At 39.1% G+C, this 16406-nt stretch carries 12 protein-coding genes and 1 pseudogene; 7 read left to right on the top strand and 6 right to left on the bottom strand.

Annotation, left to right across the window (positions count from 1 at the left end; translation table 11 throughout):
• Positions 1 to 56 precede the first annotated feature (56 nt).
• The 3 genes and pseudogenes from ODZ84_RS20995 to ODZ84_RS20985 all read left to right on the top strand — a co-directional run bounded on the left by ODZ84_RS20995 (position 57) and on the right by ODZ84_RS20985 (position 5518).
• Complete coding sequence (locus ODZ84_RS20995; RefSeq protein WP_266174374.1) at positions 57 to 2165, top strand: S8 family peptidase; 2109 nt, start codon at positions 57 to 59, stop codon at positions 2163 to 2165.
• Positions 2166 to 2240: 75 nt separating this feature from the next.
• Positions 2241 to 4312 (top strand): annotated as a pseudogene (locus ODZ84_RS20990) (alpha-ketoacid dehydrogenase subunit alpha/beta).
• Between the two features lie 174 nt (positions 4313 to 4486).
• Positions 4487 to 5518 (top strand): bestrophin family protein, encoded by a 1032-nt coding sequence (locus ODZ84_RS20985; RefSeq protein ID WP_266174373.1) that lies wholly within the window; start codon positions 4487 to 4489, stop codon positions 5516 to 5518.
• A gap of 4 nt (positions 5519 to 5522) precedes the next feature.
• On the opposite strand, the gene ODZ84_RS20980 is transcribed toward ODZ84_RS20985, so the two are convergent.
• The gene (locus tag ODZ84_RS20980) at positions 5523 to 5981 is read right to left on the bottom strand and encodes an Lrp/AsnC family transcriptional regulator (RefSeq protein WP_266174371.1); all 459 of its coding nucleotides are present in this window, start codon (positions 5979 to 5981) and stop codon (positions 5523 to 5525) included.
• A gap of 157 nt (positions 5982 to 6138) precedes the next feature.
• On the opposite strand from ODZ84_RS20980, the gene ODZ84_RS20975 reads away from it, so the two are divergent.
• A complete protein-coding gene (locus ODZ84_RS20975; RefSeq protein WP_266174370.1) occupies positions 6139 to 7368 on the top strand; it encodes an aminotransferase class I/II-fold pyridoxal phosphate-dependent enzyme in 1230 nt (409 codons plus the stop codon).
• Between the two features lie 42 nt (positions 7369 to 7410).
• On the opposite strand, the gene ODZ84_RS20970 is transcribed toward ODZ84_RS20975, so the two are convergent.
• The 3 genes from ODZ84_RS20970 to ODZ84_RS20960 all read right to left on the bottom strand — a co-directional run bounded on the left by ODZ84_RS20970 (position 7411) and on the right by ODZ84_RS20960 (position 10293).
• Entirely contained in the window at positions 7411 to 8418 is a 1008-nt protein-coding gene (locus ODZ84_RS20970; protein ID WP_266174369.1) for a glycosyltransferase, read from the bottom strand.
• A gap of 136 nt (positions 8419 to 8554) precedes the next feature.
• Positions 8555 to 8959 (bottom strand): branched-chain amino acid ABC transporter substrate-binding protein, encoded by a 405-nt coding sequence (locus tag ODZ84_RS20965; RefSeq protein WP_266174368.1) that lies wholly within the window; start codon positions 8957 to 8959, stop codon positions 8555 to 8557.
• 164 nt (positions 8960 to 9123) lie between these two features.
• Positions 9124 to 10293 (bottom strand): THUMP domain-containing class I SAM-dependent RNA methyltransferase, encoded by a 1170-nt coding sequence (locus tag ODZ84_RS20960; RefSeq protein WP_266174367.1) that lies wholly within the window; start codon positions 10291 to 10293, stop codon positions 9124 to 9126.
• Positions 10294 to 10429: 136 nt separating this feature from the next.
• On the opposite strand from ODZ84_RS20960, the gene ODZ84_RS20955 reads away from it, so the two are divergent.
• Both ODZ84_RS20955 and ODZ84_RS20950 read left to right on the top strand, forming a co-directional pair.
• Positions 10430 to 11152 (top strand): class I SAM-dependent methyltransferase, encoded by a 723-nt coding sequence (locus tag ODZ84_RS20955; protein ID WP_266174365.1) that lies wholly within the window; start codon positions 10430 to 10432, stop codon positions 11150 to 11152.
• Positions 11153 to 11154: 2 nt separating this feature from the next.
• Positions 11155 to 11880 (top strand): ZIP family metal transporter, encoded by a 726-nt coding sequence (locus tag ODZ84_RS20950; RefSeq protein WP_266177422.1) that lies wholly within the window; start codon positions 11155 to 11157, stop codon positions 11878 to 11880.
• A 298-nt stretch (positions 11881 to 12178) separates the two neighbouring features.
• Here ODZ84_RS20950 and ODZ84_RS20945 read toward each other — a convergent pair whose 3' ends face one another.
• Positions 12179 to 13555, bottom strand: a complete 1377-nt coding sequence (locus tag ODZ84_RS20945) for an OmpP1/FadL family transporter (RefSeq protein ID WP_266174364.1) — start codon at positions 13553 to 13555, stop codon at positions 12179 to 12181.
• 54 nt (positions 13556 to 13609) lie between these two features.
• Positions 13610 to 14662 (bottom strand): prolyl-tRNA synthetase, encoded by a 1053-nt coding sequence (locus ODZ84_RS20940; RefSeq protein WP_266174363.1) that lies wholly within the window; start codon positions 14660 to 14662, stop codon positions 13610 to 13612.
• A 143-nt stretch (positions 14663 to 14805) separates the two neighbouring features.
• On the opposite strand from ODZ84_RS20940, the gene proS reads away from it, so the two are divergent.
• Positions 14806 to 16281: a proline--tRNA ligase gene (gene proS / locus ODZ84_RS20935; RefSeq protein ID WP_266174362.1), complete on the top strand. Its 1476-nt coding sequence runs from the start codon at positions 14806 to 14808 to the stop codon at positions 16279 to 16281.
• Positions 16282 to 16406 lie beyond the last annotated feature (125 nt).

Here is a 16406-nt window from a genome sequence, read left to right as displayed (position 1 = left end):
ATGAAAAATTTATATATATTTGCTACTTATACCTTTTTTAATAATTAACAGCTGTTATGAAGAAACATTTACTTTTAATCAGCACATTGGCGATAACTTTAGTAAGTGCGCAAAGCAATGATGCCTTAAAAAGAGAATTTGAAAAGCAAAACAATAAGAACAACGAGAAGTTTGATTCTTATGTTGCAAAACGTTACGGAGCTAATAAATCTCCGGAAGTTTTAAAAGAGATTGAAGAGCAGAGAAAAAGTTTATCAGGATTTGACCCTAGTGGCAAACCTTACTTTTTACATCCTGAAGATATGGATCAGATTAAAAATTCGAATTCTGACTTTCTTCAAAACGGGACTGTTACTGGATTGACAGGTTCATTCAACGGGGAAAATATCAAGTATACCATTTTCGACGGTGGCCGGGTGTTCGGAGGACATGCCTTTTTTGATAACCTGCCGGGCAGAATCACGAATAAAGAAGCCAGCACCATGAATTATAGTGCGCACTCTACCTCTGTGGCTGGATTTATAGGAGCCAGAGCCCATACGCAGACATTAACCATCAATGGTGCGCCAAGAACGATCAACTTTCAGGGTATTGCAAAAAATTCAACGATGGATTCGTATGCATTCGGTACAACCACTTTACCAGGAAATACCTCCCCTAGTACCGTATTCCAGAAAATCATCACTGCTCAGCCTAAAATTTCCAATCACTCATACGGAAGTAATGTGGGGTGGAATATTGCCACAGTAAACGGAGCAAACGCATGGGTATGGAACGGTGTCTATGGCAGTCCTTCTACCGCGATGGATCTACAGGGAACCTATTTTACGAATGATCAGAATTATGATAATATCGTTTACACCAATCCTTCTTATATTATTGTAAAATCTTCGGGTAATTATTTTGGGTACGGACCTGATTATCCGGGGACTTCCGCTTTCCCGAAATACTACACCGATGACAACGGAACACGCGTTCAGTTTGCGGCAACAGATACCCTTCCTACAACAAACTGTAGTAATGGAGGAGATTGTATCGGGCCAGGTTCTCTTGCAAAAAATATTATTGTAGTAGGGGCAACCGATATCATTACAGCAAACAACGGAAGATATATAACTGCAAGTGATGTCGTACACTCTGACTACAGCAGTGCAGGACCTAGAGATGATGGTGGTATCAAACCGGACATTACAGCGGTAGGAACCAGTGTAGGAAGTGCTTCTACAGCAGAAAACACTACAGGAAGCAACAGTTTGACCGTGGGTGACGGAACATCATATTCTGCTCCTGTTGTAACGGCTGTTATCGGTTTATGGACTCAAATCAATAAGCAATTATTTAACAATGCCGAACTGAATGCTGCTTCAGCAAAGACTTTAATGATCCATTCTGCGGCAGAAGCTGGAAACATAGGACCTGACCCGTTATTCGGATGGGGATTCATTGATGCAAAGAAAGGTGCTGAACTTCTTGTAGGAAAGTCAAATAATACCGTAATTTTTAATGATGAGTCATTAACCAGCGGAACGCCTGTTATCAAAACAGTAGTTGCTTCAGGTAGTGAGCCTTTAAAAGTTACCATCTCATGGATCGATCCTGCTTATCAGCTTCCCGCTAACCTGTCATGGAATGACGCTTACAATAACAGATCTTCAAGATTGGTGAATGACCTGGATTTAAGAATCATTGATACTTCAAACAACACGGTCTATTATCCGTGGAAACTTAATCCGGTAACTCCATCTGCCCCTGCTACGAAAGCAGACAATACCGTAGACAATGTGGAGCAAGTAGTCATTGATGCCCCTGTGGCCGGAAGACAGTACAGAATTGAAATTTCCAACAAAGGAACTTTAACGACCCCTTCTCAGAACTACTCTATCGCTGTCACAGGATATACTCAGCAGGTTTTAGCAACGGGAGAAGTTACGAAGGACAACGGAATTGTCATTGCCCCTACCATTACAAAAGATATCGTCAATGTATTGAAGGCTCCTAAAAAATCATCTTTCACTATTTATGATCTATCCGGAAAAAAATTACAGAGCGGTGTGATCAACAGTGACAAAGAAGCGATTGATATTTCTTCTTATACTAAAGGAATTTACATCATTGAAGTAAAATCTGATAAAGACGTAATTACGAAGAAAGTGATCAAAGAATAACGATCAAAACATATAATTTTATACAAAATACTAACGCTTGTTAGTATTTTGTTTTTTTATGTATATTTGCTTTCTATGGAAAATACACTTCACGAAAAAGTTTCTCGGGATATCTTGCTTAAGGCTTATAACCATATGATGCTTGCGAAGGCTATGGCAGACATTTACGAAGAAAACAGAAATGTTTGCAAATATGTTCATAGTACTTCAAGAGGTCATGAAGCGATTCAGCTGGCCACCGCGTATCAGTTAAAAAAGAAGACTGGGTTTCTCCCTATTACAGAGACGAAAGCATTCTTCTGGGTATTGGTTTTGAGCCTTATCAGTTAATGCTCCAGTTATTGGCAAAAGCGGAAGATCCTTTTTCCGGAGGCAGATCTTACTATGCTCACCCTTCGAGCAGGGATGAAAATAAACCCAAAATTATTCATCAGAGCTCAGCAACCGGAATGCAGACCATTCCTACAACCGGTGTTGCCCAGGGAATCAAATATATTCAGGATTTTAACCTACAGCAATTTGAAAACAATCCGGTGGTAGTATGCAGTCTGGGTGATAATTCGGTAACCGAAGGTGAAGTAAGTGAAGCGCTGCAGTTTGCCGCTTTGCATCAGCTTCCTGTTATTTTCCTGGTTCAGGATAACGAATGGGGAATTTCGGTAACAAAAGAAGAGGCGCGGACTTGTGATGCGTATGATTTTGTAGCCGGATTTACCGGAATGAGCCGAATGAGAGTCGACGGGACCGATTTTACTGAAAGTTTCGAGGTCATGAAAAAGGCTTTCGATTTTGTGAGAACAGAAAGAAGGCCTTTGGTAGTCTGTGCAAAAACTGTTTTAATCGGTCATCATACCTCAGGAGTAAGAAGAGAATTCTATAGAGATGAAGAAGATTTAACAAAGCATAGATCCAAAGATCCGGGTGAAATTCTCAGAAAACAGCTACTTGATGCCGGCGCAGACGAAGAATTATTAAAACAGATCACTAAAAAAGCGCGCCTGGAAGTGGAAGAAGCTTTCGAAAAAGCCAAAAATGCTGCAGATCCTGCACCTGATACGGTAATGCAACATGTTTTTGTGCCTACTCCGATCACTGAAGAAAGAGGAACACGTGAACCTGAAGGTGGAGAAAAAATCGTGATGGTAGATGCTGCCATTCATGCGATTCAGGAGCTGATGTGGAAACATCCTGAGGCCCTTCTGTACGGACAGGATGTCGGTGAAAGGATTGGCGGTGTTTTCCGTGAAACGGTGACTTTGGGAAAAAAATTCGGAAGTAAAAGAGTGTTTAACACGGCGATTCAGGAAGCCTATATTATAGGTTCTACGGCAGGAATGAGCGCAGTCGGCTTAAAACCTATTGTTGAAGTACAGTTCGCAGATTATATTTATCCGGGAATCAATCAGTTAATTACAGAGATATCAAAATCGAGCTATTTAAGCCAGGGGAAATTTCCGGTCAGCAACATCATCAGGGTTCCTATCGGAGCTTATGGCGGCGGTGGACCTTACCACAGCGGAAGTGTTGAAAGTATTTTAGCCAATATTAAAGGAATAAAAATTGCCTATCCGAGCAACGCGGCAGATTTTAAAGGTTTATTAAAAGCAGCTTATTATGATCCTAACCCGGTGGTGATGCTGGAGCATAAAGGTCTTTACTGGAGCAAAGTTCCGGGTACTGAAGATGCCAAAACCATTGAACCTGCAGAAGATTACATCTTACCTTTTGGAAAGGGAAAAGTAGTTATTGAGGCTGATAAAGATGAAACTGAAAAAGGAAGAACTGTAGTAATCGTAACCTATGGAATGGGAGTTTACTGGGCTAAAGAAGCAGCTAAAAACTTTAACGGACGAGTGGAAGTCATTGACTTAAGAACCCTTATTCCTCTGGATGAGGAATTAGTTTTTGAAAGAGTAAAAGCCCACGGGAAATGTATTGTTCTGACTGAAGAGCAGCTCAACAATTCGTTTGCAGAAGCTTTCGCTCACAGAATTTCCAAAAATTGTTTTAAATATCTTGATGCTCCTGTCGAAGCAATGGGATCTTTAGACGTTCCGGCAGTTCCGATTAACCTGGTTCTGGAAAAAGAAATGCTTCCGAACGCTGAAAAACTTACCGTTAAAATCGAAGAAATGTTACATTCCTGAAATACGATATAACCTCTAATTTTTTTAGAGGTTTTTTTGTGATATCTTTTAGCATAAAATATGAATCAATTAATAATATTCCCAGAAAAGAATTCTTTCAAAGGCTTATTCTGAAATTCAATTGGTATTTATTTTGCTTAGGTCATAAGTTGTATAAAATCCACAACACAAATCATGATTACAACAAAGTATGTTAATTATAAACAGGTTCTCAACTTATCAGGTTTTCATTTAATCTGGATTTCACTCTGGTGTACCCTGATAGCAGTTTTATTTCATCTTTTTCATTGGCAATGGATGACGATACCGTGGGTACCCGTTGCACTCATTGGTACTGCAGAAGCTTTTTTAGTGGGTTTTAAAAACAACCAGGCCTATGACAGATTGTGGGAAGCCAGGAAGATATGGGGTGGTATTGTAAATTCTAGCCGTTCTTTTGCTTCCATGGTGTATGCTTTTGATGATAGAAACGAAGAAACCTCAACATTTGATCTTGAAGAAAGGAGAAAAAAAATAGTATGCCGCCACATCGCCTGGCTGTATGCATTTCGGGAACAGCTTTTAGTCCCTACAGAATGGGAACATATAAGAGCCGAAAAAGACCATCATTTTAATATCAACCACAAGAGGAACAGACTGATCAAAGCAGGTTTTCCTGATTATGGCAGAACGCCCATTTTTCTTAATAAATACCTTTCGGAGGAAGAAGCAGAACTTCAGTCTACCTATAAAAATTTTGCCACCTATCTGATTTCCCAGCAGGCCAAAGATATCAATGACTTAAAAAACAGCAAAGCGATCTCCGATTTTAACCAGGTACAGCTGCAAACTGCTTTGAATGAGTTTTACGGTTTCCAGGGACAGGCAGAAAGAATCAAAAAATTTCCGTCACCACGGCAGTTTGCCAGCACCGCATTTATCTTTAATCTCCTTTTTATACTATTGCTTCCGTTAGGACTCGTTAATGAATTTGAAAAATTAGGAGACTGGGGAATATGGTCATCTATTCCATTTTGCATCACGATCGGGTGGATCTATATTATGATGGAACTGGTAGGAGATTATTCCGAAAATCCTTTTGCAGGCCTGATGTTTGATGTTCCGATGCTTTCCATCTGCAGAACAATAGAGATTGATCTCTTACAAATGACCGGAGAAACCGATCTTCCGGATCCTATTGCTTCCAAAAACGGCGTTTTGGTCTAAAAAATTACAGAACAATGGCTGTGGTATTCTTCACCTCAGAGATCATAAATGAACTTTGGGTGCTGGCGATATGCTGTAAAGCAGTCAGCTTGGTCAGCATAAAATTTCTGTAGTCAGCAATGTCTCTCACGCCTATTTTAAGAATGTAATCATAATCACCACTTACATGAAAACATTCCGTGACTTCATGAAGGTTCATAATTTCCTTTTCAAAATGAAGTACGTATTCCTTTTTATGTTGTACCAGCTTTATATGACATAACACAATAAAATCCCTGTTAATTTTCTGCTTATCCAACAGCGCAACATATTTTGAAATCACTCCGTTATTTTCAAGCTTTTTAATACGCTCGTAAATGGCTGTAACCGATAAACCCAATTTATAGGACAGCTCTTTGGTTGTCTGTTTTGAATCTTCCTGCAGAAACAGAAGCAGTTTTTTGTCAATATCATCAAAGTCCATAGATAATTTTTTGGTCAGAGTTTGTATATCTCAAATATAATAAACTTTTTTTCGGCAAAATACATTAAATGTAGATTTATACTCTGACTTATTAAAAATTCATTGTAAAAGTTGCAGATTTATTTCATATTTAATCCAATAAAAAGTAAAAAAATTTATGGAAAATTTTAATGCCGCCAACGAAATACAGGATCTGCAATATTTTGGAGAATTTGGCGGGGTGAATCCATCGATCTCAGACAGCTCTACCTATACATTTCTTTCTGCCAAAACGATGTTTGACACCTTTGAAGGAAATGCAGACGGATGCTATTTATACTCCAGACATTCATCTCCCATGAATCTGTATCTTTCGCAGGCTTTGGCTAAAATGGAAAATACTGAAGCTGCCAACGTCACTGCATCGGGAATGGGCGCCATCACATCGGTGTTAATGCAGCTCTGTAAAGCCGGCGACCATATCATTTCGAGCAGAACCATTTACGGAGGAACGTATGCCTTTCTTAAAAATTTTCTTCCTCCTTTCAATATAGAAACTTCATTTCTGGATATTAATAATTTTGAAGCTGTTGAAGCCTCTATACAGCCCAACACAAAAGTCATTTACTGCGAAAGCGTAAGCAATCCCCTTTTAGAAGTAGCAGACCTGAAGAGGCTTTCGGCCATCTGTAGAAAATACAACCTGAAATTAATTGTTGACAACACCTTCTCTCCTCTCAACATTTCTCCTATTTTGCTTGGAGCCGATATCGTGATCCATTCCCTGACAAAATTTATCAACGGAAGCAGTGATACCGTAGGAGGCGTTTACTGTGCCAGCCAGGAATTTGTGGATGATACCAAAAATGTCAATAATGGCGCTTGTATGCTCCTCGGTCCTACCATGGACAGTTTCCGGTCGGCAAGTATTCTGAAAAATCTGAGGACTTTACATATCAGAATCAGACAGCACAGCTATAATGCTTTATATCTTGCCGAAAGATTTGAAAAAGACGGATTAAAAGTGTCCTATCCCGGGTTGCCATCCCATAAAAATCATGAATTAATGAAAAGCATGATGCATGAAGAATACGGGTTTGGAGGCTTACTGACTTTAGATGCCGGAACTACCGAAAAAGCCAACGAACTCATGGAACTGATGCAACAGGAAAATTTAGGATACCTGGCAGTAAGTTTAGGTTTTTATAAGACTTTATTCTCATGCTCGGGAAGCTCGACCTCTTCAGAAATTCCGGAAGAAGAACGTGAAGCGATGGGAATTTCTGACGGACTGATCAGATTCTCCATCGGTCTGGATCATGATATTGCACGAACCTATGAAAAAATGAAAGAATGCATGCTAAAAACAGGCATTCTCAATTCTCAGAAAATCCATTCCATATTCTAATTTTATTGTAATGAAAGCCACTGGTGACAGTGGCTTTTGTTTTTAATCTCTCTTATGAAAATGCTTTGGAAAAGCCTCCTCGGGCTTCATTCCCAAAACATTCAGTAACACCCAGGATTTCAGGAAGCCATAGCCGTAAGAAAACATCTGAATGTATGTAGATATCACTGCCATTCCGGCAATGCTGATATTTTTAGTTACCCATAAGGCATGGAACAGTACCATGAAAGTATATAGACCGTAAAAGGCGAGAATAATGCCTCTTCCTAAAATAAAATACTCGATAAATCCGAAAATATAACCCAACATAAACAAGGTCGGGAAAGCAAAAGATATTTTCACATAATTCGGATGTCTCTGATTAAGAATTGGTCTGGCACAACCGAACTGATATATCTGTTTAGAAAATTTACCGAAATCTACCCTGCGTTTGTGGTATACTGCTATAGTATCAAAAAAGGCTGTTGTGTAGCCATTTTCCCATAGGGTCATCGACAGATCCGGATCCTCTCCTATTCTCATCTCCGAGAAACCGCCTACTTGATCAAAAACATCTTTTTTCACGCCCATATTGAAACTTCTGGGCTGAAATTTCGATACTGCCTTTTTATTGCCCCGGATCCCTCCGGTAGTAAAAACAGAAGTCATCGAATAAGAAATGGCTTTCTGCATCAGATTAAAACCTTTATGTGCTTTATCAGCACCTCCAAAAGCATCGCAGGGAATATCGAGAATACTTTTTTTGATCTGTTCAATATAATCTTTTTCTACAATCACATCACTGTCAACGAACACCAGCCATTCATTCTTTGCCTTCCGGGCTCCGAAATTTCGTGTGAGTCCCGGACCGGAATTATCTTTCCTGAAATATTTAATATCTAACGCAGAATTAAAATTATTAATGGTAGGTTTAAGATCTACAAAGGATCCGTCATCTACAATAATGATTTCAAATGCTTTATCCGACTGAACGGTAAGCGAGCTCAGCAATTCGAAAAGCTCGTCTTTTCGGTTAAAGATAGCAACAATGATGGAAATAGTAGGAGTCAAATTGAAAATTTCTCAAAATTACTTATTCAGAAATGAACTTACAACAGTTTACGGTAATTTTAATCCGGTATAACATCTAAATAAATTCAGATACTGTAAAAAAAACATTGGTAATGTATTTAACCAGTCTTTCTGTCTAAAAAATTCCTGATCTGAAATAAACAGTCATTAACAAAGAGGTAAACATCAGTATTGAAGATACACTGAAGAGCAATAACTGAAAGATACTTTTAAAATAATAGAGCTCCAGAACGTGCAGGACAAAAAAGAAGATAAAAGAAATCCCCAATCCGATGAGCGAAATGACTAAAATAGTATTGACCTCACTTTCAAGTGGCAAGATATCTTTAATTACAATAAATAACAGAATGGAAGCAATTAATAAAAAGCCGGCACTTATTTTTTCAACAATATATTTCGACTTTTTTTTCGTTTTAGGCCCCTTGTCGTATCCTAAGTTTTTAGAAGACGACTTACCGTCTCCAAAAATGGTAAAAATATCCCCGATTCCTTCCACGATATCAAAAAAATCAAACTGCATATGTATTATCTAAATATTTCAAATATATTATTAATTTCTGAATCTTCTTTTTAAAATTAATTCATAAACAATGCTTAAATGAGAATGGCCAGGCTGAGCCGCCGGATCTTTGACAAACCTCAGCAGACTCAGCATGGCATCAATTCACTTGAAAAAGTATTTTTTTATAGTTCTTTTCCTTCAGCTTTATGAAGTTTCTTGGTTCCTTCATACATCTCGTATTGTAAAAATCTGGTTTCCAGTTTGCCGTTAAAAAGCTTGATTTTTCTTGACGGACGGAGCCCGATTTTCTTTACCGCTTCAAGATCTGATGAAATCAGCCATGCCAGTGTATTAGGATAATGCGTTTTAAAAGTATCTCCCACTTTTTTGTAAAAATCTTCATCATTAATAGAGATTCGTTCATCATAAGGAGGGTTAAACACCATCAACAAAGGAAAAAGATCCTTCTTAGATTCAAAGAAATTCTGTTTTCTTACTTCGATGACGTCTTCCATTTCAGCAGCTTCTATGTTTGTCCTTGCCGCATTCAGCATTCTGGCATCAATATCATACCCTACAATTTTTCCTGTAAATTCTTTTATCCTGCCGATTCGCACTTCTTTAATCTTTGCAAAAAGATCAGCATCGTAATTGTTCCAGTTCTGAAAAGCAAATCTCTTTCTGAAAATCTGAGCCGGCAGATCCAGGGCAATCATAGCCGCCTCGATTAGTAATGTTCCGGAACCGCACATCGGATCCAGGAAGTTTCCTTTTCCGTCCCAGCCTGCCAGTTGCAGCATTCCGCTTGCCAGCACTTCATTAATTGGCGCTTCTCCCTGCTCTTTTCTGTACCCTCTCTTAAATAATGCATCACCCGAAGAATCCATGGAAATAGTTACCAGCTCTCTGTCAATATGCAGATGAAACTTAATATCTGGGGATCTCGTTTCGATATTAGGACGTTTTTTAAATTTCTCCTGGAAATAATCAACAATGGCATCCTTCATTTTCAAAGTGACAAACTGTGAATGTTTGAATGTTTCCGAATTTACGGTAGCATCAATAGCGAAGGTCTGATCTACATCTAAATAATCTTCCCACGCAAACTGAAACAGCTTATTGTAAAACTGCTGCTGATTGAAAGCTTTAAATTCATAAACAGGAATTAAAATTTTCAATGCTGTTCTCGCAGAATAATTAATTTTGTATAAGAAACCGAGATCTCCTTCACAGTTGACGGCTCTGTTTTTAATCTCCACATTTCTGCCGCCCAGTTTTTTGATTTCTCCTGCTAAAATTTCCTCTAATCCGAAAAATGTTTTTATCTGAATTTTCAGGTTTTCTGTATCCATAAGTAAATAATTAAAGAATTTAAAGGTTTAAAAATTAAAGATTAAGCGATCAATTCAGCGATGAATTGAATCTTCCTATATTCTAATGTTTAAAATACTTTGCCTTTAACCGCACAAATTTAGTTATTTTTGCATTATGGAATGGTTTGAATCTTGGTTTGATACCCCTTATTATCATTTACTTTATAACAACAGAGACTTTACGGAGGCAGAAAATTTTATTACAAAGCTCACTTCAGAGCTTGAGCTGGTACCAAATTCAAAGATTATCGACTTAGCATGCGGGAAAGGCAGACACTCGGTTTTTCTGAATAAACTGGGATATGATGTCCTGGGATTGGACCTGTCCCGGCAGAGCATTGAGCATGATAAACAATTTGAAAACCGGACCCTGGCTTTTGATGTTCATGATATGAGAAATCCTATTAATGCCGATCCAGTGGATGCCGTTTTTAATCTTTTCACCAGTTTTGGTTATTTCGATAACGAAAATGATGATCAAAAAGTCTTCCAATCGGTATATGAAGCTTTGAAGCCCGGAGGGTATTTTGTACTGGACTATCTTAACGAGGCCTATGTGCGCCACCATCTCATTCCTGAATCTACCGTCAGACGCGGAGATATCGACTTCAGAATTCTGAAGAAGATCGAAGGACGGCATATTATTAAGGATATTCGTTTCGAAGATGGCGGACGACCTTTCCATTTCTTTGAAAAGGTAAAGCTTCATTCTCCGGAAGCGATCAATTCTTATGCTTCAGACTGTGGTTTTGAAAGAATGCAAATCTGGGGAGACTATCAGCTGAATGAATTTAAAAATACTTCCCCGCGTTGCATCAATTTATTTAAGAAAAACTAATGATCACTGTACTTTTACTGATTTTAAGTGTTGTCGCCGGTGTATTTCTGGGAAAACACTTTGGGAAGAAAGAAAAGCTTGCTAAAAATTTACTGGTTCTTAGCGCCGGATTTTTAATAACGATTTGCTTAAACGAAGTTTTTCCAGAGGTTTATACTGCCGGCGCAGGTCGCAGTCTGGGAATTTTCGTTATTGCCGGAGTTGTGCTGCAGATGATTCTGGAAGCGTTAACCAAAGGATTTGAACACGGTCACTTTCATCACCACAGTGAGCGCAATATTCTTCCTGTCGCATTAATGGTGGGCCTGTTTATTCATGCTTTTATTGAAGGAATACCTCTTGCGAATGAGGAACAGGCCCTGTCGCCCTATCTTATGGGGATTGTTTTTCATAACCTGCCCATTTCATTCATCCTGGGAGCTTTTTTATTTAACAGAAAAGAAGGGACGAAAGGTAATTCCTATCCCTCGTTACTGATCGTGGCCTTATTTGCTTTGGCATCACCTATGGGAATGCTTCTTGGAAATTACTTCAATCCGGATCTGCAGCCTTATTTTCTGGCCATTGTAGGCGGAATTTTTCTGCACATCTCTTCTGTGATTATTTTTGAGAGTAATAAGAATCACAATATAGACTGGACAAAAATAGGACTGGTAATTATAGGAGTTTCACTCGCTCTATTCATGCATCTTTTCCATGGACATTTGCCTGTTGGGCATCAGCATTAATCGTTTTTCATTTTTTCCCACCGTGGTTATTCATAGTGAACATCTATTATTATCATAGTTGTATTATATCTTTGATTTGAACACAATTTCTAGGTTTTGGCGGCTCGTCTTCGACGAGCCGCCAAAACCTAGAAATGTGGATACGGAGTGTCTGTCCAAAAACTCAGGAACCACTTTGCACAACTGTTTGCTGTCACAACCGGATAAAACCTGAATTCATATTGAAATTAAACATACAGAAAAAAGCTCTGCATCACTATTGATACAGAGCTTTTATTATAATATTACATGATCCGGATTAGAATTTCCAGCCCAAGGTAATGAAGAAATTATTTCTGTTATTTTTCACATCCGATACCGCATAAGAATCACTGGATATCAGCTGAGTTGGAGAATAATAACCTGCCTCAACATTATCATTTACAACTCCTCTCATAAAAGGATTGGTGTATTTCGAACTGATATTCTGATACGCAGCATCAATATAGAATGATTTGAAATCATATCCCAAACCGAATGAAAGGGCATTTCTGTTATTCAGCATCAGGTTATTGTATGATTTATCTGATGTGGAACCATCATTATTAAAGCTGCTGATGACCAGCGCATCCAGAGGATTTGAAGTGTAGGCGTATCCTCCTCTTAATCGGAACTGCTTTAATCTATACTCTGCTCCCAATCTCACTTCAGATACATTTTTAGAATTTTCTTTAAAGAAGTCATTGAGTTCTGTTTCAGCAACTCCGTATTCTTTATATTTAGGAGTCGTTAGTCCAAGACTGTAATCTACATTTAAAGAGAAACTTTTATTGGCAATAAAAGCAGCACTTACGGTCGCTTTGAGCGGAGAAGTGAACTTTCTGTTTTCAATAGCGTAATCATCACCGTAGATCGCATCATTATAAAAGTTATAACTTCTGTCTATATTCCAGAAAGTAGGTGTTTCCAAAGCAGCTCCCAATCTGAAGTTAGGACTTACCTTACCGATAACCCCCAGTGAAGCTGAGAACCCATTTCCTCTTTCGAAAAAAGGAGTATTCTGTTTGCTGAAGTATTCTGAAGCTCCGGTCTGAAGTGATGTAAAAGCTGCTGTATCGGACTGATCGATAGATGAATTGAAGAAATTCAATCCGGCACCGATATATAGATTATGATTATAATTAGCCCCGACACCAAGACTTGTTTTTGACATGTATCCATATCGGTCATAGGCGTGCCTTGCTAATGATGAGCTATTACCATTGTTGAAATCATAAATCAAATTACTATTCCCGGGAGTTTCCACATAATTGTCAATAGACTGGTTTGAATAATTCACTCCGACATTGATAAACTTCCATGCACTTTCAGTCATCAACTGGAAAGTCATTACAGCACCAACGTTACCGAGATCTCCCTGATTTGACTTATAGGCAACTGAAGAACCTGCCATTGAAGAGGTATTCTTATTGCTTAAAATGGATAATGTACCAGATACTTCTCCTGAAATGGCAACCCCCAAACCGGCCGGATTGGTGAGTAAAGAGTTGGCGTCACCTCCCAGAGCCCCGTTAGAGCCTCCCATCGCATTAAATTTGGCAGACCCTATATTTTGAGAGCTGGAATATACATCAATAGAATTTCTTATTACAGAAACATCCTGAGCCTGCGCAAAAAATGCGGCAGAAATACTCATTAATACTAAAGATTTTTTTAACATTATTTTTTGAATAGTTATTAATTTTTAAAATTATCTTCTAAAGCCGCCTCCGCCGCCTCCACCGCCGGATCTGAAGCCACCGCCTCCACCGGATGAACCGCCGCTTCTGAATCCGCCGCCGGAATTGAATCCTCCGTTAGATCTGAAACCGCTGTTGCTGTCGTTAGATCTGAAGCCTTCATTTCTGTATCGTGGTTGAGATTGCTGCTGATAATTATAATTAGGTCTGGTCTGAGAGTTCTGATTTCTGAAACCCTGGTTTCTGTAGCTTCCGTTCATATTACCAGGCTGTCTGAATCCTCCGTTCGAATTTCCCTGTCTGAAACCTCCGGTATTATTCGATCCGCGGAATCCTGATGCTCCTGAAGTATTGCTGTTTCGGAAACCTCCGCTGTTTCGGATGATCGTATTGTTACTGTTGTTTCTAAAACCGGCTACATTACTGTAGCTGTTAAATCCTCGACCGTCAGATCCGCTTCTTCTGTATATCGGCGCATTGTAATATCCATTACCCCAGTATCCGCCGCCATACCAGCCACCCCAATAAGGGTATCCGTATCCACCCCAGAACGGATCATACCACCCACCCCAATAAGGTGAATATCCCCAGCCCATATTCCAGCCGCCCCAGCCCCAGGAAGTACCCCAACCCCAGGACATTCCGAGACCCCAGCCTCCGTACATGCCCCAGTAAGGGCTATAGTAACCGCCCCAGCCCCAGGAAGTATCATAATAGTTGGTTTGTGATCCTGCAAATGTTCCCCAGTCAGAATCAGTAGCGGTTCCGTTGGAGCTGTAGTCATTCCATGAATCATATCTGTTTTGTCTGGAATTGGCTTCAGCATTCTGAATAACATTTGAGTTCTGGTAATAATCATAGTATTGCCCCACTCTGTTTCCGCCATCATTGATAATCACGCCCTCCGGTAATGTGTCTTTATTGGGATCATAATATACCCCATCTGTTTCGCTGTACCCTCCCATCTGAGCACCGCAAGACATAAGCAATAACCCACCTGATATGGCTAAAACCCCTTTGGATTTTAATATACCGAGTAAATTTTTATATATATTTCTTTTCATGATAACGTAAAGATTTTTAATTTAAATTATATTTGCAATCTGTACCAAAAATGTACCAAATACCGGCACAAAAAATCTATCAAAAATAGATTTTTATTTTTAGATAACAATAATAGGAAAAAGTTAAAAAATTAAAAAAAATAATGGCAAAATTAACCTCAAGAAGCGAAGATTACAGCAAATGGTATAATGAGTTGGTTGTTAAGGCTGACTTAGCTGAAAACTCAGGAGTAAGAGGATGCATGGTGATCAAACCGTACGGCTATGCAATCTGGGAGAAAATGCGTGACGAAATGGATAAGAAATTCAAAGAAACAGGTCACGTTAATGCTTATTTCCCGCTTTTTGTGCCCAAAAGCTTGTTTGAGGCTGAGGAGAAAAATGCAGAAGGTTTTGCTAAAGAATGCGCTGTAGTCACTCACTACAGATTAAAAACAGATCCGGACAATCCATCAAAACTTATTGTTGATCCGGATGCTAAACTTGAAGAGGAACTTATTGTGCGTCCGACTTCGGAAGCCATTATCTGGAATACATATAAAAACTGGATTCAGTCTTACAGGGATTTACCGATATTGATTAACCAGTGGGCCAATGTTGTCCGTTGGGAAATGAGAACCCGTCTTTTCCTGAGAACAGCAGAATTCTTATGGCAGGAGGGCCATACCGCTCATGCTACCAAAGATGAAGCCGTAGAAGAAGCAGAAAAAATGAATAAAGTATATGCAGATTTTGCTGAAAACTTTATGGCAATGCCGGTAATTCAGGGGTTGAAAACACCTTCTGAAAGATTCGCGGGTGCTGACGAGACGTACTGTATTGAGGCCCTGATGCAGGACGGAAAAGCTCTCCAGGCCGGAACCTCTCACTTCCTGGGACAGAATTTTGCAAAAGCATTTGACGTAAAATTCACCAATAAAGAAGGGAAAATAGAACATGCATGGGCAACATCATGGGGAACGTCTACCCGTCTGATGGGAGCTTTGATCATGACCCACTCTGATGATTTCGGATTGGTATTGCCACCAACCCTGGCACCGATTCAGGTGGTCATTGTTCCGATCTTTAAAGGTGAAGAACAGTTAAATGAAATCAGTGAAGTCGCATTGGATATCCAGGCTAAGCTTAGAGCGAAAGGAATTTCTGTGAAATTCGATGATGACACGCATAACAAACCGGGCTGGAAGTTTGCAGAATACGAGTTAAAAGGTGTTCCGGTACGGATTGCCATGGGACCAAGGGATTTAGAAAACAAGTCTGTAGAAATTGCGAGAAGAGATAATCTGACGAAAGAAGTCCGTTCGATCGAAGGGTTAGATTCTTATATTGATGATTTATTAAAGACCATTCAAAAAGATCTTTATACCAAGGCAGCCAACTTCAGACAGGACAACATCACGAAAGTTGACACTTATGAAGAATTCAAAAAAGTGCTGGAAGAAAAAGGTGGATTCATCTACGCACACTGGGACGGAACTTCTGAGGAAGAAGAGCAGATTAAAGAAGAAACTAAAGCAACAATCAGGTGTATTCCTTTAGACGATGATATCGAAGAAGGTATGTCCCTAATTTCGGGAAAACCTTCAAAAAGGCGGGTCTTATTTGCAAAGGCATACTAAACTTAACATGATAAATTGAGAAATCTTTAAAAATTCATGTAATTTTTAAAGATTTTTTTATTTTAATCAACTTTGGACGAGTTTTTGATGAGATCTACGCAACATTAATTTTAAAATAAATTTAT

Origin of the sequence: Chryseobacterium fluminis, assembly GCF_026314945.1 — a bacterium.
In the GTDB taxonomy this organism is placed as follows: Bacteria; Bacteroidota; Bacteroidia; order Flavobacteriales; family Weeksellaceae; genus Chryseobacterium; species Chryseobacterium fluminis.
This window is presented reverse-complemented; position numbering and strand designations above follow the sequence as displayed.